Origin of the sequence: Corallococcus sp. Z5C101001, from assembly GCF_007352635.1 — a bacterium.
In the GTDB taxonomy this organism is placed as follows: Bacteria; Myxococcota; Myxococcia; order Myxococcales; family Myxococcaceae; genus Corallococcus; species Corallococcus silvisoli.
The window spans coordinates 930,042-954,970 of the sequence record NZ_VKLU01000001.1 but is presented as its reverse complement, the minus strand read 5'-3'; the positions used below and the strand labels follow the sequence as shown (position 1 = coordinate 954,970).

17 protein-coding genes are annotated in these 24,929 nt (G+C 73.3%); 6 read left to right on the top strand and 11 right to left on the bottom strand.

The annotated features are described in order from the left end of the window. Positions 1-110: 110 nt before the first annotated feature. The gene (locus tag FOF48_RS03905; RefSeq protein ID WP_143898762.1) at positions 111-2,492 is read left to right on the top strand and encodes a TonB-dependent receptor domain-containing protein; all 2,382 of its coding nucleotides are present in this window, start codon (positions 111-113) and stop codon (positions 2,490-2,492) included. On the opposite strand, the gene FOF48_RS03900 is transcribed toward FOF48_RS03905, so the two are convergent. The 3 genes from FOF48_RS03900 to FOF48_RS03890 are packed head-to-tail and all read right to left on the bottom strand — an operon-like array spanning position 2,489 to position 8,060. Then, complete coding sequence (locus FOF48_RS03900) at positions 2,489-5,551, bottom strand: efflux RND transporter permease subunit (RefSeq protein ID WP_143898761.1); 3,063 nt, start codon at positions 5,549-5,551, stop codon at positions 2,489-2,491. The two genes, FOF48_RS03905 and FOF48_RS03900, sit on opposite strands and share 4 nt — an antisense overlap. An 18-nt stretch (positions 5,552-5,569) precedes the next feature. Next, entirely contained in the window at positions 5,570-6,748 is a 1,179-nt protein-coding gene (locus FOF48_RS03895) for an efflux RND transporter periplasmic adaptor subunit (protein WP_161663943.1), read from the bottom strand. Then, positions 6,741-8,060: a TolC family protein gene (locus FOF48_RS03890; protein WP_161663942.1), complete on the bottom strand. Its 1,320-nt coding sequence runs from the start codon at positions 8,058-8,060 to the stop codon at positions 6,741-6,743. Before FOF48_RS03890 ends, FOF48_RS03895 begins: the two co-directional genes overlap by 8 nt. 142 nt (positions 8,061-8,202) lie before the next feature. Here FOF48_RS03890 and FOF48_RS03885 point away from each other — a divergent pair, with 142 nt between their 5' ends. From FOF48_RS03885 to FOF48_RS03870, 4 genes are read left to right on the top strand one after another with little or no spacing between them, the layout of a single operon-like run. After that, positions 8,203-8,859, top strand: a complete 657-nt coding sequence (locus FOF48_RS03885) for a response regulator transcription factor (RefSeq protein WP_143898758.1) — start codon at positions 8,203-8,205, stop codon at positions 8,857-8,859. Between the two features lie 22 nt (positions 8,860-8,881). Beyond that, positions 8,882-10,210, top strand: a complete 1,329-nt coding sequence (locus FOF48_RS03880; RefSeq protein ID WP_143898757.1) for a cell wall metabolism sensor histidine kinase WalK — start codon at positions 8,882-8,884, stop codon at positions 10,208-10,210. Positions 10,211-10,220: 10 nt separating this feature from the next. Next, positions 10,221-10,895 (top strand): response regulator transcription factor, encoded by a 675-nt coding sequence (locus FOF48_RS03875; protein WP_143898756.1) that lies wholly within the window; start codon positions 10,221-10,223, stop codon positions 10,893-10,895. Next, positions 10,892-12,025 carry a cell wall metabolism sensor histidine kinase WalK gene (locus FOF48_RS03870; protein WP_143898755.1) on the top strand — a complete coding sequence of 378 codons (1,134 nt, stop codon included), beginning with the start codon at positions 10,892-10,894 and terminating at the stop codon, positions 12,023-12,025. Before FOF48_RS03875 ends, FOF48_RS03870 begins: the two co-directional genes overlap by 4 nt. Here the strand turns inward: FOF48_RS03870 and FOF48_RS03865 are convergent. From FOF48_RS03865 to FOF48_RS03850, 4 genes are all read right to left on the bottom strand, one after another. Continuing rightward, a complete protein-coding gene (locus FOF48_RS03865) occupies positions 11,940-13,490 on the bottom strand; it encodes a glycosyltransferase family 39 protein (RefSeq protein ID WP_186001754.1) in 1,551 nt (516 codons plus the stop codon). The genes FOF48_RS03870 and FOF48_RS03865 overlap by 86 nt on opposite strands. 123 nt (positions 13,491-13,613) lie before the next feature. After that, the gene (locus tag FOF48_RS03860; protein WP_143898753.1) at positions 13,614-16,646 is read right to left on the bottom strand and encodes an efflux RND transporter permease subunit; all 3,033 of its coding nucleotides are present in this window, start codon (positions 16,644-16,646) and stop codon (positions 13,614-13,616) included. Beyond that, positions 16,643-17,716 carry an efflux RND transporter periplasmic adaptor subunit gene (locus FOF48_RS03855; RefSeq protein WP_143898752.1) on the bottom strand — a complete coding sequence of 358 codons (1,074 nt, stop codon included), beginning with the start codon at positions 17,714-17,716 and terminating at the stop codon, positions 16,643-16,645. The genes FOF48_RS03860 and FOF48_RS03855 overlap by 4 nt, the downstream gene beginning before the upstream one ends. Further along, positions 17,706-18,902 carry a TolC family protein gene (locus tag FOF48_RS03850; RefSeq protein WP_186001753.1) on the bottom strand — a complete coding sequence of 399 codons (1,197 nt, stop codon included), beginning with the start codon at positions 18,900-18,902 and terminating at the stop codon, positions 17,706-17,708. The genes FOF48_RS03855 and FOF48_RS03850 overlap by 11 nt, the downstream gene beginning before the upstream one ends. Before the next feature lie 251 nt (positions 18,903-19,153). On the opposite strand from FOF48_RS03850, the gene FOF48_RS03845 reads away from it, so the two are divergent. Continuing rightward, positions 19,154-19,729: a CYTH domain-containing protein gene (locus FOF48_RS03845; RefSeq protein ID WP_143898750.1), complete on the top strand. Its 576-nt coding sequence runs from the start codon at positions 19,154-19,156 to the stop codon at positions 19,727-19,729. Positions 19,730-19,747: 18 nt separating this feature from the next. Here the strand turns inward: FOF48_RS03845 and FOF48_RS03840 are convergent, their stop codons facing one another. The 4 genes from FOF48_RS03840 to FOF48_RS03820 all read right to left on the bottom strand — a co-directional run bounded on the left by FOF48_RS03840 (position 19,748) and on the right by FOF48_RS03820 (position 24,726). After that, positions 19,748-20,680 carry a serine/threonine-protein kinase gene (locus FOF48_RS03840; RefSeq protein ID WP_143898749.1) on the bottom strand — a complete coding sequence of 311 codons (933 nt, stop codon included), beginning with the start codon at positions 20,678-20,680 and terminating at the stop codon, positions 19,748-19,750. 73 nt (positions 20,681-20,753) lie between these two features. Continuing rightward, on the bottom strand, positions 20,754-23,114 hold the full coding sequence (locus FOF48_RS03835) for a hypothetical protein (RefSeq protein ID WP_255441854.1): 2,361 nt from the start codon (positions 23,112-23,114) through the stop codon (positions 20,754-20,756). Positions 23,115-23,288: 174 nt separating this feature from the next. After that, positions 23,289-23,711 carry a VOC family protein gene (locus FOF48_RS03825; RefSeq protein WP_143898747.1) on the bottom strand — a complete coding sequence of 141 codons (423 nt, stop codon included), beginning with the start codon at positions 23,709-23,711 and terminating at the stop codon, positions 23,289-23,291. A 58-nt stretch (positions 23,712-23,769) separates the two neighbouring features. Further along, the gene (locus FOF48_RS03820; protein WP_143898746.1) at positions 23,770-24,726 is read right to left on the bottom strand and encodes an alpha/beta fold hydrolase; all 957 of its coding nucleotides are present in this window, start codon (positions 24,724-24,726) and stop codon (positions 23,770-23,772) included. Positions 24,727-24,929: the final 203 nt, after the last annotated feature.

Here is a 24,929-nt window from a genome sequence, read left to right as displayed (position 1 = left end):
CGCGGTCGCTGTAGCGCGGTCTTCCAGGACCGGCGGGGACGCGTCACGCCCCCGTCGGTCCGGTCGGCCGCCGCGCTTCTTCGCACGTTCCTCCGGGAGTCTTCGTCTTCATGGGTGCACCGGCCTGGGCAGTCGCAGTCGTCTCCTTCGTCGTCTCCTCGTTGGCCCTGGCGCAGGCGCCCGCGCCGCAAGAGGCCTCCCCGCCCCCCTCGGAGACCCCGCTGGCACCGCCGCCGGCCTCCGAGCCCGCGCCCGAGCCGGCCGCCGCCGGAGCCCCGTCCGTCCCGGGCTCCGCCGCCGCTGCCGACGCGCCGCTCCAGGCCCCGCCGCCTTCGGAGCCTCCCCTCGCCGGACCCGCGCCGTCCGACGCGCCCGTCGTCGAGGCCCCGCCCGCCGACAACCGCCGGTTCGAGAGCGTGGTGGTGGGCACGTCCGAGGCGAAGACGAGCGGCTCCATCCACATCCTCAAGCCGGAGAAGCTCCAGCGCTACGAGCTGGACGACCCCCAGGCCATCCTCCAGTCCGTGCCGGGCGTGTACGGCCGCGGCGAGGACGGCTTCGGCCTGCGGCCCAACCTGGGCCTGCGCGGCGTCAACCCGGACCGCAGCAAGAAGGTGACGCTGCTGGAGGACGGCATCCTCTTCGGGCCGGCGCCCTACTCCGCCCCCGCCGCGTACTACTTCCCGCTGATGACGCGCATGCAGTCGGTGCGCGTGCTCAAGGGCCCCTCGTCCGTGCAGCAGGGCCCGCAGACGGTGGGCGGCTCGGTGGACCTCATCACCCGGGACATCCCCGCGCAGGAGTCCTTCGGCCTGGACGTCGCGGGCGGCCAGTACCTGTACGGCAAGGCGCACGGCTTCTTCGGCGCCAGCACGGAGCGGGCGGGCTTCCTCATCGAAGGCGTGCACCTGCGCAGCAACGGCTTCAAGGACATCGACAACAGCGACGCCACCACCGGCTTCCACCGCAACGAATGGATGGCCAAGGCGCGCTACCGGCTGGTGCCGGACGGGGAGCTGCGCCAGACGCTCCAGCTCAAGCTGGGCTACTCCGACGAGGGCTCCAACGAGACGTACCTGGGCCTGTCGGACGCGGACTTCGCGGCGAACCCGCTGCGCCGCTACAAGGCCAGCCAGTTCGACCACATGCAGTGGCACCGCACCCAGGCGGTGCTCAGCCACGTGCTGGAGGGGCGCGACGTCGCGGTGACGACGTCGCTGTACCGCCAGGACCTGGACCGCACCTGGCGCAAGGTGAACGGCTTCCGGGGCATCTCCATCTCCGACGTGCTGGCGGACCCCACGAGCGCGCGCAACGCCATCTATTACGCCGTGCTCACGGGCGAGCAGGACTCGTCCACGCCCGGTGAGACCATCCTCATCGGCCCCAACCACCGCGTCTTCGTCAACCAGGGCATCCAGAGCATCGCCCGCTGGACGGCGAAGACGGGCCCGCTGTCGCACAACGCCGAGTTCGGCGTGCGCTACCACTTCGACAGCATCGACCGCCGCCACACGCAGGACGGCTTCCGCATGGTCAGCGGCGAGCTGGTCGCCGAGGGCGGCACCACGGAGGTCACCGCCGACAACAAGGACTCCACGCACGCGCTCGCGCTGCACGCGACGGACGCCATCGCCTGGGGCCCGCTGGTGGTGACGCCCGGCGTCCGCCTGGAGATCATCCGCTCCAAGTCCGCGGACAAGCTGGCGGACACCGTGCAGCACGGGTCGCTGGAGGCGCTGATGCCGGGCGTGGGCGTCTATGGCGCGCTCACCCCCGCGCTGGGCCTGTTCGCCGGCGCCTACCGGGGCTTCTCCCCGCCCGCGCCGGGACAGCCCCAGGCCGTGGGTCCGGAGAAGAGCGTCAACTACGAGGCCGGCGCGCGCTGGGCGCGGCGCAGCGAGCGCTTCGAGGTCGTGGGCTTCTTCAACGACTACTCCAACCTCACCGACGTCTGCACCTTCTCCAACGGCTGTCTCAACGACAACCTGGACCGGCAGGTGGACGCGGGCGAGGCGAACATCTACGGCCTGGAGGCCTTCGCGGAGAAGACCTTCCGTCCGGGCGGGGGCATCACCTTCCCGCTGACGGTGGCGTACACGTTCACGCGCACGAAGCTGCTCAACGACTTCCGTTCTTCGGATCCCCAGTTCGGCAACGTGGTGGTCGGCGACGAGCTGCCGTACGTGCCCCACCACCAGCTCTACGCCTCCATCGGCATCGAGGGCGCGCGCTGGGGTGCCTTCATCAGCTCCACCTATCTGGCCAGCATGCGCGAGCAGGCGGGCCAGGGGGAGATCCCCGAGGGCCTGAAGACGGGGGCCCTGTTGACGTTCGACGTGAACGCCAGCTGGAACATCACCCGCTGGGGACAGCTCTACGTGAGCGGCCGCAACATCCTGGATGAGGCCGTCATCGTCGGCCGCCGTCCCTACGGCGCCCGCCCCAACGCGCCCCGCACGCTCATTGGCGGCTTCAAGATCCAGCTCTAAGCCGCCCCCGCTCCCCTCCCGAAGCGCAGGTACAGGGAGGGGACGAGCAGCACGTTGAGCACGGCGGACGACACCAGTCCGCCCAGGATGACCACGGCCATGGGGTGTTCGATCTCCTGCCCCGGCCGCAGGCCCCCCGCCACCAGCGGCACCAGCGCCAGCGCCGTCGTCAGCGTGGTCATCGCCATGGGCTGGAGCCGCTCCAGCGTCCCGCGCAGGACCAGCTCGCGTCCGAACGGGACGCCCTCGCTGGCCTCCAGGTGACGGTAGTGGCTCACCAGGAGGATGCCGTTGCGCGCGGCGACGCCCAGCACGGTGACGAACCCCACCAGGGAGCCCAGCGAGACGACGCCCCCGGTGAGCAGCACCCCCACCACGCCGCCCACCAGCGCGAAGGGCAGCGTCCCCAGGGTGAAGGCCACCAGCCGCGGCGACTGGAAGTCCAGGTAGAGGACCAGGGCGATGCCCAGCACCGCGAGGAGGGAGAAGGCCAGCAGCCGCGTCCGCGCGCCCTGGCGCTCGGCGTATTCGCCCAGGACCTCGGCGTGGTGGCCGACCGGCCAGTCCAGTCCGGAGAGCGCGGCCCGGATGTCGGTGACCACCGCCCCCAGCGCGCGGCCCTGGGCGTCGCAGGTGATGTCCAGCCTGCGGGACGCGCCCTCGTGCTGGATGACGTTCGGGACGGAGACCATCTCCACGCGCGCCACGTCGCCCAGCCGGTAGGGCATGCCCGAGGGGGCCACCAGGCGCAGGGACTTCACGGCGGCCACGTCCTGGCGCAGCGACTCCTCGCCCCACACGACGACATCGAGCGTGCGCTCGTCGCGGTACACCTCGCCCACCTTCGTGCCCTGGAGCAGCGTGGCCACCGCGCGCTGCACGTCTCCCGGCGTGAGCCCCAGCCGGCGGCCCGCCTCCGGCTCCAGCCGCACCTGGAGCTGGGGCACCAGCACCTGGGGCTCCACCTTCAGGTTCACCACGCCGGGAATCCCGCGCAGCCTCGCTTCGATGTCGCGGGCCTTGGAGCGGAGCGTGTCCAGGTCCGGCCCCGAGGCGCGCACCACGATGGAGCCGCTCGCGCCGCTGAGCACCTCCTTGATGCGCTCCTGGAGGTACGTCTGCACGTCGCGGTAGAGCCCGGGGTAGCCCTCCACCACCTCGTGGATGCGCTGGACGGTCGCCGGGTAGTCGTCGACGGGGCCCAGGCTGATCCACAGCTCCGCGAAGTTGGGGCCCACCACCTCGTCAGCCACCTCCGCGCGGCCGATGTGCGCGCCGAAGTGCCGGACGCCTGGAATGGCTCGCAGCTCCTCACTGGCGCGCAGCGCCGTGCGGAGGACGGCGTCGCCGGACGTCCCCGGCTTCGCCACCCAGTGCATGAGGAAGTCCGACTCCTGGAAGTGGGGCAGGAACCCCTCGCCCAGCCACGCCGCGAGGAGGCCTCCCGCCAGCAGCACGGCGAGCACGCTCCGGACCGCCAGCCGGGGCCGGTCCATCATCCAGGCCACCAGCGGGCGGAGGCGCTCGCGCAGCCACCCTCCCAGCCGGGGCGCCCGCTCCTCCCCCCGCTTCGACAGGAACATGAGGCACAACACCGGGGTCAGCGTGAGCGCGACCGCCATCGACGCGCCCACCGCGAGGACATACGCCACCGCGAGCGGACGGAAGAAGGCGCCGCTCACGCCCTCCAGCAGGAACACCGGCAGGAAGACGAGGACGACGATGACCGTCGCGTAGACGACGGCGCTGCGGACCTCCAGCGAGGCGTCGAGCACCACCTGGAAGGCGGAGCGGGGGCTGCCCAGCGCGCGGTTCTCCGAGAGGCGCCGCTGCACGTTCTCCACGTCGATGATGGCGTCATCCACCACCTCGCCCAGCGCGAGCACCAGCCCCGCGAGCACCATGGTGTCCAGGGTCGCCCCCACCAGGCGCAGGGCGACCACCGCGCCCACCAGCGAGAGCGGGATCGCGACGAGGCTGATGGCCGCCGTCCGCACGTCCTGGAGGAAGGCGAACAGCACCACGATGACCATCACGCAGCCGAGCAGCACGGCGTGCTGGAGGTTCCCCACCGCGGTCTCGATGAAGGTCGCCGGACGGAAGATGCCGGGGACCACGGTGACGCCCTGGAGCGCCGGACGCAGCTGTTCGAGCGCGGCCTCCACCTGCTCGGTGACCTCCAGCGTGTTGCCCCAGGGCTGCTTCTCGACGATGAGGAGGATGCCCGCCTCGCCGTCGACGATGCCCTCGCCGATGGGCGGCGGATGCCCCTCCTGCACCGTCGCCACGTCCGCGAGCCGGATGGACGCTCCGTTGCGGAAGGCCACCGGCACCTCCTCCAGCGCCGCCAGCGTGGTGGCCCCCGGGAGGGTGACCGCCAGCCGCTGGTTGGGCGTGTCGATGAAGCCTCCGGAGGACGGCAGGCTCGCGGCGCGCGCCACCCGGAGCACGTCGTCCAGTTGGAGGTTCGCGGCGCGCAGCCGCTCCGGGTCCACCCTTACCTGGAACTGGCGGTCCCGCTGTCCCCAGATGGCGACGTTCGCCACCCCCGGGATGCCCATCAGCCGGGGGCGGAGGGTCCACCGCGCCACCTCCGACAGCGCCATCCGGTCCAGCGTGTCGGAGCGCAGGCCCACCTTGAGGACCCGGCTCGTCGCCGACACGGGAGAGAGCATCACCGGGGGCCGCGCCACCGAGGGCAGCGTGGCGGCGATGCGCGCCAGCCGCTCCTGCACCAGCTGTCGCGCCCGGAACAGGTCCGAGCCCCGCTCGAAGATGAGCACCACGGAGGAGAGCCCGAGCACGGACTTGGAGCGGAGCGTCTTCAGCGCCGGCACCCCCGCGAGGCCGTTCTCCAGCGGCGTGGTGACCAGCTTCTCCACCTCCAGGCTGGACAGGCCCGGGACCTCCGTCTGGATCTCCACCAGCGGGGGCGCGAACTCCGGGAAGACATCCAGCGGCATGCCGCGAAGGCTCGCGTAGCCCAGCACGAGCAGCAGGGCCGCGGCCGCGATGGGGATGAGCCGATAGTGGAGACAAGCGGAGATGAGTCGATTCATGTCGAAACCCGGTCTTCCTCAGTGGCCCGCGCCGAACTCGGTCCCAAACAGCTCCGCCGCGCCCACGGCCACGACGGGGGTGCCCTCCGGAGGTCCCCGGCCCAGCAGCAGGTCCGTCCCCTCCAGGCGCACGACGTCCACGCGGACGCGGGCGTACACGTGGTCCTGCTGCCGCGCGTAGACCCAGGCCCCGCCCAGCGCGTCGTAGACGACGGCGGACGCGGGCACGGCCAGCAGCTCCGCGTCCTCCTCCAGGTGCAGCGACACCGCGACGCGCTGGCCCGGCGCGAAGCGCGCGGCGGCGGGCAGCTCATAGAACCGGTCCACCGTGGCGCTGACCGGATCCGCGCTGGGGGGCCCCATCACCGGCAGGGCCTCCACGCCGTCGTCCCGGCCCGACAGGAGCGCGTGCACGCGCGCGGGCACGTCTGGCTTCACGCGGGGGGCCTCGTCGACGAAGAGGGGCACGCGCACCCAGTTCGCGGTGACGCCCACCACCTCGAAGAGCGGCGCGCCCGCCGTGACCGACTGGCCGGGCGCGACCGACACCTGCCGCAGGACGCCGTCGCGAGGCGCGCGGATCCGCAGGCTCACGTCCGACTCCAGCGGCGAGCGGCTCACCAGCTCCATCCGCGTGCGCGCGGCCTCCAGCTCCGACCGGGCGACGGCCCGCTCCGCGCGCGCTTCCTCCACGGCCCGCTCCGTCCCCGCGCCGTCGCGCAGCAGCCGCTCCGTCCGGGCGAGCCGCCCCGCGGCGACCTCGTCGCGGGCCGCCGCCGCGTCCACCGCCCGGCGGGCCTGGGCCAGCAGGTCCCGGTCCACGGTGGCGAGCGGCACCAGCCGCAACAGGACATCGCCTCGCTTCACCGGGGCCCCGGGGCGCAGCGCGGGCGTCGCGCCCTCCGCCGCGACGCCGCCCGCCACGGGCGCGGTCACCACCAGGGCGTTGCCGGACGGCACCACGACCTCGCCGCCCAGCACCTGCCGCCGCGGCGCCTTCCGCTTCTCCACGGGTTGGACGCGCAGGGCCAGCCGCGCCTCGGCCTGGGGCTGGAGCGTCACCGTCGCCAACGAGGCCTCGGCCACGTGGGCGCTCACGGAAGCCGCGGGGGGCGCGGGCGCGGGCTTTGGATCCCGGCAGGCGAGGCAGGAGACGACGACACCGGCGACGGCGGCCAGCCGGACATGCCTATTCATGGGCCACTCCCTGTTTGCCCAGCCCCCGGTCCAGCTGGGCGAGCGCGCGGCGCAGGTCCGCTTCGAGTTCAAGGGTGCGAAGCCGCGCGTCCGCCAGGCGGCGCAGGGCGTCCAGCACCAACACATACGGCGCATCCCCGGCGTCGAAGGACTTGCGCACGCCCTCGCTCGCGGAGGTGAACGCCGGGAGGATGTTCGCTTCGAAGGCCTGGAGTGACGCGGCGGACTGGAGCACCCGCTCCCGGGCCACGAGGACCTCGTTCGCGACCTGCTGCCTCAGCAGGACGTAGCGGGCGGAGGCGCGCATCAGCTCCGCCTCCGCGCGCCCGACGCCGCCCGGGTTCCAGTTGAAGAGCGGCAGCTCCAGCTGCGCGCCCGGCACCCACAGCGCCTGGGGCGAGCCCTTCGCGGACGTGGACGGCTTCACGTCCAACCGCGCGAGCAGGTTGACGATGCGCGACTTCTCCCAGCCCAGCCGGCCTCCCGCCATCTGGATGCCCAGCTCCGCCGCGAGCACGTCGGGCCTCGCGGCCTGCGCCAGCTGGATGAGGTCGGGGAGCGGCCGCGGGGCCTTGGCTTCCAGGGGTGCCCCTCGCGGGCGGGCAGCGGCGAACAGCGGGCTCTGGACCACGCCCATCAAGAGCCGCAGCCGCTCCCGGGCCAGCAGCACGTCCGTCCGCGAGCGCCGGGCGGTGTCCTCCGCCAGCAGCGTCTCCGCGCGCAGCGCGTCCATCTCCGTGCGGCTGGCGTCACCGGCCTCGAAGCGCGCCTGGGCCAGCTCCAGCGTCCGCGACCACAGGGCCGACAGCTCCTCGAGCGCCACGCGCCGTCCCTCCGCGAGCACCCAGTCCGCGTGGGCGACGCGGACGTCCCTGGCGACATCCAGCCCGTTCTGCACCAGCCCGCGCGCGACCTGCTCCACCTGGGCCTTCGCGGCGGCGACGCGGGCCGGGCGCTGCCAGAGGGAGAACAGCGGCAGGAGCAGCGAGGACTCGATCGTCCGGGGCCCCACGGGCAGGAGCAGGGAGAAGGTGGGGTTGGGGAGCGCTCCCGCCTCGGCCAGGTCGGCGCGCGAGACGCCGAGCTGTGCCATGTCGGCCTGGAGCGCGGCGCTGTTCCAGAGCGCGACGGCGACCGCGGTCCGCTCGTCCAACGGCTCCGCGTCCTCGACGCCCGGGGGGAGGGAGGCGGGGGTGTCCACGCCCGGCCCGAGGGGGGCGGCGAGCGAGCCAAGCTCCGCGGACACCCACGCCCGGTCGTAGGGCGAGGTGGCGCAGGCCGTGGCCATCAGGAGCCACGTGAGCACCATCATGCGAGCAGCGGGCGTTCGGGGCCTGCACCGGGAAGACATGCGCGGACCCTGCCAGCCCCTGTTGAACGGCGGCTGAACGGCCTCCGGAGCCCATGGGCCGGAGGCCGCTCGCCGGTGCTATAGGTCGGCCGGGAAAACCGCCATGCGCGTCCTCGTCGTCGATGACCATCAGGAACTCCGCGCCCTCGTCACCCAGGCGCTGGAGCGCGACGGCCACGTCGTCCGGCAGGCCGCCGACGTGGAGCAGGCGCGGCAGGCGCTGGTCGACGCGGTGGACGTCATCGTGCTCGACATCGGCCTGCCGGATGGCTCCGGGCTCTCGCTCTGCCGGGAGCTGCGCGCGGACGGCCTCCAGACGCCCATCCTCATCCTCACCGCCCACAACCGCGTGGACGAGCGGGTGGAGGGGCTGGACGCGGGCGCGGACGACTTCCTGGGCAAGCCCTTCGCCATCGCGGAGCTGCGGGCGCGGGTGCGCGCCGTCGGACGCCGGAGGGAGCGGACGGGCACGGTCCGCGTCCAGCGGGGCGACGTGGTGCTCGACTTCGGCCGGAGGGAAGCGCTCCGCTCCGGCGCGGCCGTCCCCATCACCGCGAAGGAGTGGGCCATCCTGGAGACGCTGGCCGCGCACGGGGACCGCGTGGTGGGCCGCGACGCGCTGCTGGAGTCCGTCTGGGGCGAGGTCTCCGCCGGGGCCGCGAGCAGCCTGGAGGTCCTGGTGGGGAGGATCCGCCGCAAGCTGGGCGACGACGTGGTGCGCACGCTGCGCGGCGAGGGGTATGGCCTTGGACAGGGCTGACGACGGGCTCCCTCGGGATTCCATGGTGCGCCGGCTGTCGCGCGCCATGCTGGCGGTCACCCTGGCCAGCAGCGCGCTCACGGCCGCGGCCACCGGCCTGATTGCCTACCACCTGCTGCTGGAGGGAGAGGACCGGCGCCTGCGGGACGCGGCGGTGGACCTGGTGGAGGAGGTGGCCGGGATGACGGACGCGGAGGCGGGGGCGGCGGCCCAGTCCGAGCAGCAGGAGCTGGCGGCCTTCGGCATCCACATCGCCCTGTTCTCCGGGGAGCGGCGGCTGGGCGGCGCGCCCGGCATCCCCGTCGCTTCGGGCTGCGGTTGGTCCCCGCTCCCGGCCGAGTCAGGCGTACGGTCCTGCGGCGTGATGGCCCACGGGAGGCTGGCGGTGGCGCGGGAGAACCTGGAGAGCATCCCCCTGCTGCGGCTCTCCCTGCCGCTGGCCGCCCTGCTCGCGGCGGGCTGCGCGGCCCTGCTCAGCCTGGGCGTGAGCCGGCGCGTGGCGCGCTGGGCGGCGCGGCCCCTCACGGAGCTGAGCGCGGAGCTTTCGCGCATCGAGCCCGGCGGCCCCCTCCCCGCCCCGCTCCACGCCCCGGCCCGCTACAGCGAGGTGAACGCCGTGCGCGCCGCGCTGGTGGACCTGCTCACGCGCCTCCAGGAGGCGCTGGACCAGTCCCGCCGCTTCGCCGCCAACGCCGCGCACGAGCTGCGCACGCCCCTGACCACGCTGCGGGCGGAGCTGGAGCTGCAGGCGGAGCTGTCCCAGCCCCCGGACACCGCCCAGGCGCTGGAGCGGATGCACCGGACGGTGGTGTCGCTGGGGGTGCTGGTGGAGCGGCTGCTGGTGCTCGCGGACGGGACGCGGGGCGCGCTGGAGCTCCTCGAGCCGGTGAGCCTGTCAGGCATCGTGGAGGAAGCCCTGCGCTCACTGCCCGAAGGCGAGCAGCGCCGCGTCGACTTCGAGGCCGGGACCCCGGGCGTCATCCCGGGGGATGGCCACCTGCTGCGGCAGCTGGTGGACAACGTGGTGGAGAACGCCCTCAAGTTCTCCAACGGCGGGCGGGTCCACGTGTCCCTCCAGCAGACCCCGGACGCCACGCGGCTCGAGGTCCGGGACGAGGGACCGGGCATCGCCCGCGAGGACTCGATGCGAGTCTTCGAGCCCTTCTACCGCACGCCGAGCGCCCGCGCCGGCAAGCAGGGCCATGGCATTGGCTTGTCCCTGGTGGCGCTCGTCGCACGGGCCCACCGGGCCCACGCGGAGTTCCTTCCTTCGACGGAAGGGGCCCACCTGCGGCTGTCGTTCCCCCGCGACGGCCACTCCCCCGCCGCCCCTCCCGGGGCAGGCTGCTAGGAATCCCATCGTGTCCATCCTCATCGTCGAAGACGAGCTGCGAGTCCGGGCCTTCATCGCGCGGGGCCTCACGGAAGAGGGGTTCCGCGTGCGCGAGTGCGCGGACGGGGCCCAGGTCCAGGAGCTGATGCGCCACGAGCGCTTCGCGTTGATCATCCTCGACTGGATGCTCCCAGGGCTGTCGGGGCTGGAGCTGCTTCGGGCGTTGCGCGCGAAGCAGGACACCACGCCCATCCTCATGCTCACCGCGCGAGACGCGGTCGCGGACCGCATCAGCGCGCTCAACGCGGGCGCGGACGACTACCTCATCAAGCCCTTCGCCTTCGACGAGCTGCTGGCGCGCATCCGCGCCATCCTCCGCCGGGTGGACAACCGCGCCACCCCGCTGCTGACCCACGCGGACCTGACGTTGGACCCCACCACCCGGAAGGTGGTCCGGGCGGGCGTGGAGATCCCCCTCACCGCCCGCGAGTACGCCCTGCTGCAGTTCCTGCTCGAGCACGCGGGCGAGGTGGTCTCGCGCACGCGCATCGTCCAGGCCGTGTGGGACCACGACTTCGAGACCTTCTCCAACGTCGTGGAGGTCTACATCCGCTACCTCCGGGCCAAGGTGGACACGCCCTTCCCCACCCGGCTCATCCACACGGTGCGGGGGGTGGGCTACGTGCTCCGGAGGCACGGATGAAGCGCCCGCGCACGCTCCGCGGCCAGCTGACCTTCTTCTTCGCCAGCTCCGTCCTGGGCACCCTGCTCCTCTACGGCGCGCTGGTGACGGCGGTGCTGGCCACGGGTGAGTGGCTCGAGCACCGCGCGGACCCCCGCCTGGGGCTGACGGAGGGCATCTTCGACGAGGCGCTGCAGGCCCTGGGCGCGATGTTCCTCAGCATCCCGTTCGCGGTGGTGGGGTCCCTCGCGCTGGGGGGCAGGTTGGCCGACCGGGCGCTGGCCCCGCTGCGCGAAGCCAGTGACCGGGTCCGCGTCGCGCGGGCCTCGGAGCTGGACCTGCGGCTCCCCGTCCGGGGGACGAGCGACGAGTGGGACACGCTGGCGTCGACGCTGAACGAGCTGCTCGCGGATGCCCGCGCGTCGTTCGAGCGCATCCGCTCCTTCACCGCTGACGCCGCGCACGAGCTGCGCACGCCGCTCACCGTCATCCTGGGCGAGACGGAGGTAAGCCTGCGCAGGGACCGGGCGCCGGAGGAGTACCGCCGCACGCTGGAGGTCGTGCTCGACGAGACGCGCCGGCTCACGCACCTGGTGGATGAGCTGCTTCAGCTCGCGCGCGCGGATGCCGGCGCCCGGGTCCTGGAGGCGGAGCCCGTGGACCTGTTCCTCCTGGCGAAGGGCGCCCTCCAGCGCACGGAGCAGCACCTGGCGGCGCGCTCCCGGAGCCTGACGCTGGAGCTCCAGGGCAACCCCACGACGGTGCAGGGCAGCCCCGTGCTGCTGTCCCACGTGTTGGACAACCTGCTCTCCAACGCCTTGCGCCACGCCCGGCAACGCATCCGCGTGGAGGTGCGCGCGACGGACGCCGGGGTCCAGGTCACCGTGGGCGACGACGGCCCGGGGGTGGACCCCGCCTTCCAGGCGCGGCTCTTCCAGCGCTTCGCTCGCGCGGACCCGTCACGAACCGGAGAAGGCACGGGCCTGGGGCTCGCGCTGTCGCGCACCATCGCCGAGGCCCACGGCGGCACGCTCGACTACGCGCGGAGCGACGGCGAGAGCCGCTTCACCTTCCGCCTGCCGAAGCCGGGGGCGGCTGACGGACCGCCACCTCTCGGGGCGCATGCCAGCGCTGGCAGGACCACACCCTGAACGTCGTCACCGGGCGCGGGCCGCGGTGCACCGTCACGGAGGGCAGCTCCTTCACCGCGCCGCAGTGCGCCTCCAGGCGGGTGGCCGCGTCGCGCAGCGGCTGGCGCGCGTCCTCGACGACGAGGGCGTCCACCCCGGGGCTCACCCGGTCCAGCCAGAAGCCATACGCCAGCCCGTCGCCGCCCAGCGCGGAGTCGGACTGCGTCTCCGGACGGCCGGGCAGGTAGTAGGCCAGCTCGCTCGCCGTCTTGTAGCCCCACCCCACCACCAGGGGCGCGGGGGAGCCCGCCGCCTCGCGGTGCCGCTGCACGGCGTCCGCCAGCTCGCGCCAGCCGCTCACCAGGTTGTCGCGCTCGCGGAAGGGAATCCACGGACAGAGGGGCATCAGGTACATGCCCGTCATCAGCACCGCGCCCACGCCCACGCTCAGCGCCGCGTAGCCGCGCACGGCCCGGTGCTGGCGCAGGGCCCACGCCCCCGCCGCGGCGGCCACCATCAGCCCCAGGTACGCGGGCGCCACCCAGTTCATCTTCACCCAATGCAGCGGGCTCACCAGGGTGAACGCGGCGAGCCCCGGCACGCTGGCGACTCCCAGCAGCCGCGCGCGGACATCCCCCCGCCACGCCTGGCGCACGAGGACGCCCGCCGTCAGCAGCAACGCCACATAGAGCAGCGGCCCCACGGCCACCGCCTGCAATCCCAGATAGCGGCCGACGAGGTAGCCATGAAAGCCATCCACCGTCCTCGCGCGGCCGGTGGTCTGAAACGCGAAGGACGCCCAGCCATGCGCCTGATTCCAGATGAGCACGGGTGAGAACACCGCGAGCATGAGCACGCAGGCGGCGTAGGGATGCGGGGTGCGCAGGGCCGCGCGGCCCCGGGGCATCACCAGCGCCGTGGCCAGCACCTGGAGCGGCAACAGCGCGGCGGTGTACTTGGACAGCAGCCCGCCCCCACAGAGCGCGCCCAGCAGGTACCAGCGCCAGCCGAAGCGCCCCGGGCCCCGCCCGTCCGGGAGCACCAGCTCACAGAGGACCCGCAGCGCGGCGGCCCAGAACAGCACCAGGGGCACGTCCGGCGTCATCACCACCGCCCCCAGCCCGAAGAGGACCGTGGCGTTCGCGGCGACCGCCGTCAGCATGCCGACCGCCGGCGAATACAATCGCTTGCCCAGGGAGTACAGGACCCAGCTCAGCGCGGCGGAGGAGAGGATGGCGGGCAGGCGCAGGGCGACCTGCGAGTCCCCCAGGAGCCGGACGGACAAAGCCATCCACCAGGCGCACATGGGGGGATGGTCCAGATAGGACCAGTCCAGGTGGCGCGTGTATTGCCAGTAATAGGCTTCCTGCGGAGCCAGCTCCACCCGCGCCGCGTAGGCGAGCCTCAAGAGGATGAGCCCGCATGTCGCCGCCAGGCCCCAGGGCCACCCACGGGCCTGGGAGGTCCGCTCGGACGTGCGAGGCATCAGGTATCCTCTCGTCCCCAAGGGCCGCCTGGGCATCAGTGCTCCGGTGCGCGGGGAATGTCCTGATTCATGCCCGATGCGGGTTGGCCGTGTCCGCGCGCCACGGGCTGTCTGAGAGAGTTTTCATCGGGCCTTCATCTTCGCAGGGGAATCACGGCGCACCCACGCGTAGGCCGCGGGCAGGCCCACCAACACCGTGAAAGTCGACAGAGCGAGCCCCCCCAGGACCGTGACGGCCAGCGGGCGTTGCAGGTCGCCGCCCTCCCCCAGGCCGAGCGCGAGCGGGACGAGTCCCAGCAGCGTCGCGAGCGTGGTCATGAGGATGGGGCGCAGGCGCACGGCGGTGGCGGTCGCGACGGCCTCCGCGGCCGGCAGCCCTTCGGCGAGGCCCTCCTCCGCCCGGTCGAGCAGGAGGATGCCGTTCTTCACGACGAGCCCCACGAGCAGGATGCAGCCCATCAACGACGACACATTGAGGGGGATGCCGGTGAGCCGCAGGCAGGCGATGCCCGCCGCGAGGGCCACCGGGACCGCGCCCAGGATGAGCAGCGGCAGCACGACCCCGCGGAAGTGGAACGTCAGCACCAGGAAGACGCTCAGCGTGGCCAGCAGCAGCACGAGCACCAGGGCGCGGAAGGACGCGCGTTGGCTCGGGTGCTGCCCGCCCAGCCGCACGTCCACCCCCGCTGGCGGCGTCAGCGTGGCGAGCCGCGCCTGGACGTCGGCGGTGACGCTCCCCAGGTCGCGCGACTCCAGCCGCCCCGTCACCGCCACCAGCGGGCGGAGGTTGTCGGACCGCAGCTCCGACGGCAGGCATTGCTGTCTCACGCGCACCACCTGCGTCAGCGGGACCTCCACCCCCGACGGGGTCCGCAGCCGCAGGTGCTGGAGCACCTGGGGCTCCAGGCGGTCCGCGTCGCGCAGCCGCACGCGCACGTCCACCGGCTGGCCCTCGCGGGGGAGCGTCCCGACGACCTCCCCCAAAAGCGCGGTCCGGACCTGCGTCGACACGTCCCGCGTCGTGAGGCCCAGGCGGCCCGCGCGGACCAGGTCCACCTCCAGGTGGGCCTCCGGCGTGCAGCCGGCGACCCCGTCGAACAGGTCGGCGAGGCCCGGGATGTCCTGGAGCCGCTCGGCCACTCGCGGCGCGAAGCCCCGCAGCACCTGGACGTCCGGGCCCAGCAGCTTCACCTCGACGGGCTCTGGCGCGCCCTCCAGGTCGGAGAGCATGTCCTGGAGCAGCTCGACGAACTCCAGGCGCACGCCCGGGAGGGCGGCTTCGGCGCGAGCGCGCGTCTCCTCGATGATGGCGGGCCCCGGGCGCGTGCGCCGGGGAGAGAGCGACACGGTCAGGTCGCCTCGCGAGGACTCGGTGGCCGCCGGAGGGCCCAGCTCCGCGCCCAGCCGGCGGCTGGTGCCCACGACCTCCGGGACCCCCGCGACCACCGCCTCCAGCGCGCGCCCCAGCCGGTCCGCCTCCGCGACCGACGTCCCCGTCGGCGTGAAGTAGTCCACCACGAACGCGCCCTCATCCAGCTCCGGCAGGAAGCCGGTCCCCACCCCATGGCCCAGCACCGCCAGCAGCACGATGAGCAGCGCCACGCCCGCGACGAGCACGCCCGGCCTCCGCCGCCACCGCGCGCGCAGGAACTCCGGGAGGGAGGGCGCCGGCGGGGCGTGGGTGCCGGGCGCGACGAGCAACCATCCGCACAGCAGCGGCGTCAGCGTGAGGGCCAGCAGCAGGGAGAACAGCACCGCGGCGCACAGGGTGAAGGCCAGCGCGGAGAAGAACTGACCGGACACGCCGGGCAGCAGGGACAGGGGCGCGAAGACGACGACCGTGGTGAGCGTGGAGTTGGTGACGGGCCAGGCGATCTCCCCCAGCGCCTCCGCGGTGGCCGTCCACCGCTCCATGCCCGCCGACACCCGCCGGTACACCGCCTCCACCACGACCACGGCGTCGTCCACCACCAGCCCGATGGCGACCGCCAGCCCGCCCAGCGACATCAGGTTGAGCGTCCCGCCCGTGAGCCAGAGCGCGCCGAGCGTCATCGCCAGGGCAGCGGGGAGCACCACCGCCGCCGCCGTCATGGCCCTCCAGGAGCGCAGGAAGAGGCCCACCACCCCCAGCGTGAGCAGCCCGCCGAGGAGGACCTCGTCGCGCACATGGGCCACGGACCGCGCGATGAGCCCGGCTTGATCATAGGAGACCTCGATGGCGATGCCCGGGGGCAGGCCCCCCCGCATCCGCGCCAGCTCCTCCTGGATGCCCCGCGCCAGGGCGACGGCGTCCGCGCCCGGTCCCCGCCCCACGTTGACGAGCACCGCGGGCCGCCCGTTCGCGTACGTGAGGGAGAGCCGGTCCGCGTGTCCCTCCTCGATGCGCGCGACGTCCCCCAGCCGCACCGGCGCGTCGGGGGTGCCCCCCACCACGAGCGCCGTCAGCGACCCCGGCGAGTCCACCGGTCCCCGCACCACCACCAGCTCCTGCTGGTAGTGCACGTCCACGCGGCCCGCGGGCTCCAGCATCAGCGCGCTGCCCACCTGCGTGGCGAGCGTGGGCAGGTCCAGCTTCGCCTGCGCCAGCCGCTGCGCGTCGGCGGTGATGCTCCATTCGCGCACGTCGCCGCCCACCACGTCCACGCGCCCCACGCCCGGGAGGCCCGCCAGAGCGGGGCGCAGCGTCCCCAGCGCGAAGTCCCGCATCCGGGCCTGCGACGCCGTGCCGGTGACGGCCAGGGTCTGGATGGGAAAGGACGACGGGGTGAGCCGTTCGGCGGTGAGGGTGGCGTCCGGGGGCAGCGCGCCCCGCACCTCCGCGAGCCGGGCGTTGACCAGCCCCAGGGCCCGCTCCATGTCCGCGCGCGAGTCGAACCAGAGCGAGATCTCCGACGCCGCGCGGAGGGTCCTCGAGCGGACCTGCCGCACGCCGATGACGGTGGACAGGCCCTCCTCCACCGGGCGCGTCACGGTCAATTGCATCATCTGCGCGCTGGCGCCGTTCAGCGTCGCGGCCACGACGATGCGGGGGAAGGACACCTCCGGGTAGAGCCCGCCGGGCAGTTGGAGGGCGCCAAGCCCCCCCGCCAACGTCAGCATCGCCAACAGCACCACGACCCCGGGCGCGTTGCGCCGCAACAGCGCCAGCCACGTCACCGCAGGACCTCCACGCCGGCGTCGTCCGGGAGGGAGTAGCCGCCCTCCACGACGACGGGGTCGCCCACCGCGAGCGGCCCCTGGATGACGGCCCGGCCCTCGTCCTCGGACACGATGCGCACCGGCACGATGTGGACCCGGCCGTCCGCCACCCGCGCGACCGCGACGCCCCCGTCCTCCTGGGGGAGGAGCGCGGAGGACGGCACGGCCAGCGCGGCGCCCAGGTCCTCCAGGACGACGTGGGCCCAGGCGGCTCCGCCCAGGCGCAGGTCGTCGCGCGGGTTGGCGAAGCGCAGGCGGACCCCCACGTTGCCGCTCAGCGCGTCCACGGCCGGGGCCACCGCGGTGACCTCGCCCTCGCGTGCACCCGCCAGCCCTTCGACGCGGAGGCTCGCGCGCTGGCCGGGCCGGAGCGCCGCGGCCTCCTGCTGGGTGACGAACGCGCGCAGCTCCAGCGGATCCGTCGCGGAGACCTGGACCACCGCGGGCGTGGAGGCATCCACCATCTCGCCCTGCCGCACCCACACCGTCGTCACGACACCGTCGAAGGGGGCCTGGAGCGCGGTGCGGCCCACGCCGCGCCGGGCCAGCTCCAGGGCACTGCGGGCCCGCGTCTCCGCGGAGCGCGCGGCGGCCTCCGCGCTCCGGTCCTGCTCCGCGTCCTGACGGGCCGCCACGCCGCGGTCGACCAGGACGTCCGTGCGCGCGCGCTTCTCCCGAGCGGCCTCGAGCGCCGACGTGGCCTCCTTCAGCGTGGCCTCCGCCTGCTGGAGCTCCGCGGTGGCGGGCCCCAGGTCCACCTGCGCCAGGACCTCGCCCGCGCGCACCCGGTCTCCCTCGGCCACGCGCAGCAACGACAGCCGGCCGGGCACGGGCGGCGCGAGCCGGACCTCGCGCCCGGGAAGCGCGGACAAGAGGCCGGTGACGCGCAGACCGCGCACGGCCTGCCCCGGAGCCACCGGGGCCACGCGGACGCGCGGCAGCGGCTGCGCGCCCTCCTCCGGCGGCGGGCGCTGGCAGGCCGCGACGGTGGCCAGCAGACAGCCGAGCCATGGGAGTCTAGGGCTCATCGAGGGGGACCCCGGCCGCGAGTTCAAGGTCCGCGAACGCGGACTGGGCGGAGAAGGCGGCGTCGATGGCCTGCGTCCGCGTGTCCGTCGCGGCCTGGAGCGCGGCGTTGAGCGCCACCCGGGGACTGCGGCCGGCGCGGTAGGCCTCGAGCGCCATGCGCTCCGTCCGCTCCACCGCGGGGAGGATCTCCCGCGTGTAGAGCGCGAGGCTGGCGACCGCGACCGCCAGCCTCGCGTGGGCCGCGACCAGCTCCGTTCTCCGCGAACGAACGTCCTCGTCCTGGCGGGCCCGGGCGGCCTCCAGCTGCGCCGCCGCGCGCACCGTCTCTCCCCTCCCCAGGCCGGGGAGGACCATCTCCAGGGCGAGCGCGCCCCGGAGGAAGGCATGGCGGCCGGCCGGACCGTCCCCCTCCATGGAGACGCCCACCGTGGGGGTCGGCCACCGCTCGCGTCGCGTCGCCCGCAGGGTCGCCTCGGCCGCCGCCACCTCCGCCTGTCGCGCTTCGGCGGCGGGAGCACGCGAGCCCAGGGCCAGCACCGCGTCCAACGAGGGCAGGTCCGGCGTCCGCGCATCCACCGGCTCCAACACGCCACCCGGCGTCCGCCCCAGGAGCAGCGCCAGCGCCGCCCCGGCGCCGGTCAGGTCGCCCTGACGGGTGAGCACCTGGACCTCCGCGGTGCCGCGCGCGATGCGGGCCTGGAGGAGGTCCAGCTCCGGAGCCGCGCCGGTTTCAAAGAGCAGCGCCGCGGCGGCCTCCGACTCGCGCGCGAGCGCCAGGGCCCGCGCGCCGGCCTCCACGAGCTGTCGGGCGCGCAGCAGGGAGAAGTACGCGCGCCGGGTCTCCGCCCGGACCGAGGCCTCGCTCGCGCGGCGATCATCCCCTGCGCTTCGCGCCGACAGCTCCGCGGCGTGGACGCGCGCGGACCGGGCCCCCGGGAAGGGGAGCTTCTGGGTCAGGCCCACGGCCCAGTGGGGGTCGTTGCCGCCGCCCGCCAGGAACAGGGTCACCGGCGCATAGGTGCGGGCCAGCGCCTCCTCGCCCTGGGCCACGGCTTCCTGTGCCCGGGCCTGCGCGAGCGCGGGGGCCTGGCTCCGGGCCTCGAGGAGCGCCGCGCGCAGCGTGAGCGGCTCGCCCAGCGCGGCGGTGCCACACAGCAGCAACAGGGTGACGACCGTGCAAGGCATTCCGCTCTCGAGCCACATCGAAGGCCAGACACCACGACGACGGCCCCCGCCACAATCCCCAAGGAGCGCCGCGCATCCCGGGGCATGCACCACGCTGCCCTGGAGTCGGTGAACGTGTCAGCCCGGCGTCGCTTCCGGCCCGGCACGGACCCGCCCATCTTGGGGCGCTTCACGTGCGACCGTTAGCGGATGAGAGAGCCCTCATCCCCTCCCCATGCGCGTCTCATGGGCGCCCGCCATCATGACGCGTCATGCGTGAGGTGGAGCTCAAGAGCGTCGTGGACGACGTCGCGCGCTGCCGCAGCCGGGTCGAGGCGGCGGGCGGCACGCTGCGCTTCGCCGGGACGATGGAGGACCGGTACTACACGCGCAAGGACGGCGGCACCGGGCGGCTGCGGATCCGCACCTACCAGTCCCCTGAAAGCCAGTGGTCGGAGCTGACGTGGAAGGGCGGCGCGAGCCTGGAGCACGGCTACAAGGTGCGGGAGGAGTTGAGCACCCGGGTGGAGGACCCCTCCACCCTGCGGGACATCCTGGAGCGCACCGGCTTCACGCCGGGCGAGCACCTGACGCGGGAGATCGCCTGGTACGCGTGCGGGGACGCCACCCTGCGCTTCGAGCAGTTCCCGCGCATGGACCTGCTCGTCGAGGTGGAGGGTTCTCCCGAGGCCATCGAGGGCGCCATCCGCGTTACTGGGATTCCTCGCGAGCGCTTCACCGCGGACCGGCTGAAGGAGTTCATCCGCCGCTTCGAAGCGCGGACCGGCACGAGGGCCCAGCTGTCCGGGGAGGCCCCAGTCCACGCGCCCGCGTCCGCGCTGGATTGAGCCGCGCAAGCAGCCTGTTCACTGCCCCCTGCCCTCCGACTCCTGACGAAGCCGCACCAGCCACTGGCCGCGGTCGTCGGCGTGGAACGAAGGCGCGTGGGCGGACATCCAATCCGACAGCGCGTCGCGCAGCGCCTGGGCGGACGGGTACCGGTCCTCTGGCGACGTCATCAAGGCCCGCTGGAGGATGCCCAGAAGCTCCTCATCTAGAGAGGGCTTGTGCTGTCGCGCGGGGATCAGCCGGCCCTGCCGTACCTCATCGAGCCGCGCGGGATCGGAGTCGCCGCGCAGGTGAAGCTCTCCGCACAAGAACTGGTAGAGCATCACCCCCGTCAGATAGACCTCCGAGCGGGCATCCTCCGCGAGGCCAGCGGCCCATTCCGGAGTGAAGTACTGGAGCTTGCCCGTCATGATGTTCAACCGGGACACCGTGTCGGGAGAGAGCATCCGCCAGTCGTGGGAGAAGTCGATGACCTTCACCGCTCCTCCAAACCCCAGCAGGACATGGCGGGGGGAGAGGCTTCCGTGGAGCATGCCCATTCGCGTATGGGCATGATGCAGGGCCTGACAGACGTCGCGGGTGACGCTCACGGCGATGGGCTCGGGCATCCCCTTCAGGCCCCGTCTCCTGGCCGAGTGCCGCACGCCCATCAGGTCGCGGCCGTCCACCCACTCCCGGGCGAGGAAGTACTCGCCTCCCACCACGCCGAAGTCCAACGTCCGCGCGATGTTGTCGTGGTGGGACTTCGCGGTCCTGCGGGCCGAGGTGAGGAACTTCTCGATGAACGCGGCGTCGCCTGAATTGACCTCGGAGAGCCGCTTGAGGAGCACGGGCGTGCTGGCACCCGGCGCCTCCGTGTCGCGCGCCAGGTACAGCCTGGCGAACCCGCTGAACTCAACCGGTATCAACAGCTCATACCGGCCAAACCGCTCCACCCGGAGTTCGCCCATGCCTGGAGAAGCTAACAGCTCGTGCTCCGACGAGGGCCGGAGCCGTGGCACTCCGCGCGCGGAAGGCCCCCGCTCAGCGGCCGAGGATGGAGCGCCAGGCGTCGCCGTTGCCGCCGTTGAGGTAGCCCTGGACGTCCGCCTCGGAGAGCACGCCTGTCTTCAACGCCGCGTCGAGCGCGGCCTTCGCGCCGCTGCGATCCATGTCCAGGCCGTTCTGGTCGATGAAGCGCACGAAGTTGTCGAGGTAGCCGTTGTCCTTCATGCGGTGGATGAACTCGCTGGTGTACGCCTCGTCGCCCTTGTTCTTGTCGCACAGGCGCGCGTACGTGAGCGGGAAGTCCATCATCCCCGCGTTCTGTTCGAAGTCGCGGTCCGCGCGCAGCCGCGACTCCGCGCTGGCCCCGAAGAGGTCCGGCGCGTGCTCCTGCGCGTGCGCGTAGGCGGTCGGGTAGCGGCCCTGCACATACGCTCGCCAGGAGTCGTCCGTGGAGGTCGGGTGCGTGCCGTCGCCCTGGATCATCGGCTTGACGCCCAGCAGGTCCCACGCGAAGTCCCCGTTGTCCTTCGCCATCGCGTCGATGAAGCCCACCGCGTCCTGGCCCTTCATTCCGCACGCCTTGGCCGCGTCGATGGCGGCCTGCCCCAGGCCCGGGGCGTCGAAGAGCGTCGGGTAGCGCTTCGCGACGTCCTGGATCTGCTCCGGCGACAGGCCCAGGTCCTTGGACAGGCGCTCGGGCTGATCATCCCCGTGGGCGAGGGTCTTCGCCACGTCGGGGTCCATGCCCATCTGCTTGAGGATGCCCTCCGACTCGTTGTCCAGCGCCTCCTGCTTCTCCTTGCCCACGATGAGGCCGCCCAGCGCGGAGAGCACCAGGCCCACGCCCTCGACAATCTGACCCACGCCGGGGAGCACCGTGCCCAGGCCCGCGCCCACCACGGCCACCGCGTCGCCGAAGGCCTGGACGCCGCCGCCCACGGACGGATCATCCAGGAAGTCCTTGAAGTGCTCCGCGAGCACCACCGAGTTGGCCACCACGCCCAGCGCGGGCGCCAGTCGGGAGAGGAACTGCGCCGCCTTCTCCCCCGTCTGCGCGGCGATGCGGCCGGACTCGCCCAGGGTGCGCATCACCGCGGCGGCGGCCTGCGCGCCACTGCGGCCCGCGTTCGCCAGGTCCTTGACGACCTTGCCCCACTCACCTCGCGCGGCATCCGTCGCCGCGCTCGCCAGCCCGAAGGCGACGCCCACGCCCGCCAGGGCCGTGCCCAGCTTGCCCCCCGACTGGGAGAGCTGGCGCAGGGGGTTCGGGTCGCCTGAGTCGAGCGCGGCCTTGATGGTCTGGATGCCGTTCTTGAGGGCCGCGCCCCCCTTGGAGAGAGGAACGAGCGGTTGGGTGAGCTCCGTCAGCGCCTTCAGCGCCGCCTGGGCGTCCCCGCCGTTCTCCGTGAGCAGCTGGCCCGCGGCGGTGGAGAGCGCCGGCGCCGTGACGTCCTCGTCGATCTGATCCTTCAGGCCTTCGAAGGCGGTGCCCGCCGGGCCCTGCGGATCCATCGCCTTGGCGGCCCACTCCAGCGCGCCCTTGGCCTGGGGCGACTCAGCGAGCGACTTCGCCGCGTCGACGCTCTCCTTCGCGACGTCCGGGTTGTTCTTCGCGGCCTCGAGCAGCTTCGGATCATTCAGCGCGTCGTTGAGCTTCTTCGCCGCGGCCTCTTCTGCGGCGAACTCATCCGGGTGGCTCTCCCGGAACTCCTGCACGTACTGCTGCTTCTGTGCGTCGGTGAGCGCCGGCCCCAGCTTGGCGAGCTCCTGGTTGAGCTTCTCGTTCAGCTCCGCGGTCTTCTTGTGCGCGTCGTCGTACGACTGCTTGGCGTCGACCAGGTTGGTGCGCGCCTCGTCGACCGTCGTCGCGCCAGTGGCCGCCGCGGCCGGCGCCGCCGTGGACGGGCCCGTGACGGCGCCCGCGTCCGCGCGGAAGTTCGCGGGGGTGGCCCCGAGCGAGGGAGTCCCGAAGAGCGAGGCCTTGGGACGGCCGGAGAAGTCACCGCCGTCCGCCAGCAACGTGTTGCGGAGGGAAGGTCCCGCCGGGAAGGGCGCGGGCCGGCCCGCGGCCAGGGCGGTGGTGTTCGCGTGCTGCGTCGCGTTCCGCGCCTCCGTCGCGAGCTGCCGGGCATTCGCGTCCGCCGCCACCGAGCGCTGCTCCAGCTTCAGGCCGCCCTGCGAATCCGCGCCGGGCTGACGCGAGGGCCCCACGTTCGTCGAAGCCGCCTGGAGCTGTGCCCTCGCCCGCTCCGCCTCGGCCGCCGCCTGCTGGGCCCGCCGCATCGCCTCCTCGGCCGCCCGCCGTGCTTCCTCCGCCGCGCGCCGCGCCGCCTCCGCCGCGCCATCGCTCCCGGAGGCCGTGCCCGTCTGAGAAACACCACCGCTATTGACGCGCATCGCCATCTCCGAAGCCCGAAGCTCGCGGCCGGGTCCGTCCCGGTCGTCTCGGATTATGGGAAGAAGGCGTCCGGAAGTTTCCTGCTTCGAGAAGACGTCATGCGCCGTGGCAGGACCCGCGCGACGAGCGCGAGGCCCCGCTGTGTCGAAGCACGGCGATGCCGCGAGCGAGGCTCACGCGCCCCCGTGGCCACCGCCCGCCGCTTCATCCCAGAAGGACGCCTCCACCTTGTGGCCGTCGGGATCCCTCACGAAGCAGCCGTAGTAGGGCGCGCCGTAGAGGGGACGCGGCCCCGGAGCGCCGTCATCGGTGCCTCCCGCCGCGAGCGCCGCCTGATGGAAGTCATGCACCGCCTGCTTCGACGGCGCGATGAAGCCGAAGTGCGTGCCATTGCCCAGGCTCGCGGGCTGGCCATTGATGGGGGCCTGGACCCAGAACTCCGGGAACTGGCGGCCGTAGGCCGCAGCGTTCGGGAACTCCAGGACGCGGCGGCAGCCCAGCGTGGCCAGGACCTGATCGTAGAAGGCCACCGCCCGCGCGTAGTCATTCGTGCCAACGGAGACATGGGACAGGATGCTTGGGTTCTCAGCGCTCATGGGGCCGTCGATAGCACGACGCGCGCGCGGAGCCAGCGCCTCCTGTCCCCCCGCCCCGTCAGGAGGGCAACGCCTTCAGGAAGTCCAGGAGCGCGGCGTTCACTTCCGCGGCGCGCTCCTGTTGGAGCCAATGGCCCGCGCCCGGGAGGACGTGCTGTCCCCGGAGGTCGGGCACCAGGGCCGCCATGAGGTCGGGAGGGGCGAAGGCGCGCCCCGGGTCCTTCTCTCCGATGAGGAAGAGCGCGGGCTGCTCGATCTTCACCGTCGCCAGTTCGGGCAGCTCCGCCCAGTCGCGGTCCATGTTGCGGTAGCGGTTGAGCCCTCCCCGGAAGCCGCTGCCGGCCAGCTCCTTCGCGAAGTACGCGACATCCGCCTCCGTGAGCCAGGAGGGCAGCGTGTCCGGGGCCTCGAGCCCCGTGAGGAACCCGTCCCCTGCCTTCTTCGCCTGCACGGTCCGGTCCTTCGGGTCGAAGCCGGGGACGCCCGCGAGGAGGATGCGGACCGTCCTGGGGATGTCCGCCTCGAACTCCGCCTCCGCGACGCCCGGCTCCTGGAAGTAGAGGATGTAGAACCACGTCTCCCCGAACATGCGCTTGAAGAGCTGCGTGGGCGGCATGGGCGCGCGGCCCAGGTGCGGCACGCTCATGCCGACGACGGCGCGGAAGCGGTCCGGGTGGAGCGCCGCGCAGGTCCACGCCATCGCCGCCCCCCAGTCATGCCCGACCACGACGGCGGTCTTCTCCCCCAGCGCATCCAGCAGGCCCACGAAGTCCGCCAGCAGCTGCTTCATGCTGTACGCCTCGACGGCCTGCGGCTTGTCGCTCTGGCCGTAGCCGCGGACGTCCGGCGCCACGGCGTGGTAGCCGGCCTCCGCGAGCGCCGTGAGCTGATGGCGCCACGAGTACCAGGACTCCGGCCACCCATGGAGGAGCAGCACGAGAGGCCCGCGCCCCGCCTCCGCGATGTGGAGGTGGATGCCGTTCGTCTTCACGATGCGGTGGGTGATGTCGGCCATGCGGCCCGTTCTGCCCGACTCGCCCTCCTCCGCCAATCCCGTCCGCGCCCGGCGGTTCGGCTGGTGACGCTGGCCACCGGGCCGATGACGGCAGTCATCAGGGCGCCCCCCACCAGCGCCATCCCCGTGCTCCGGCGCCCCATGTGAAATCAATGGGTTGCCAGCGCCCGGCCGGTCCGAAGGGGCTGGCACACCGGCTGCTA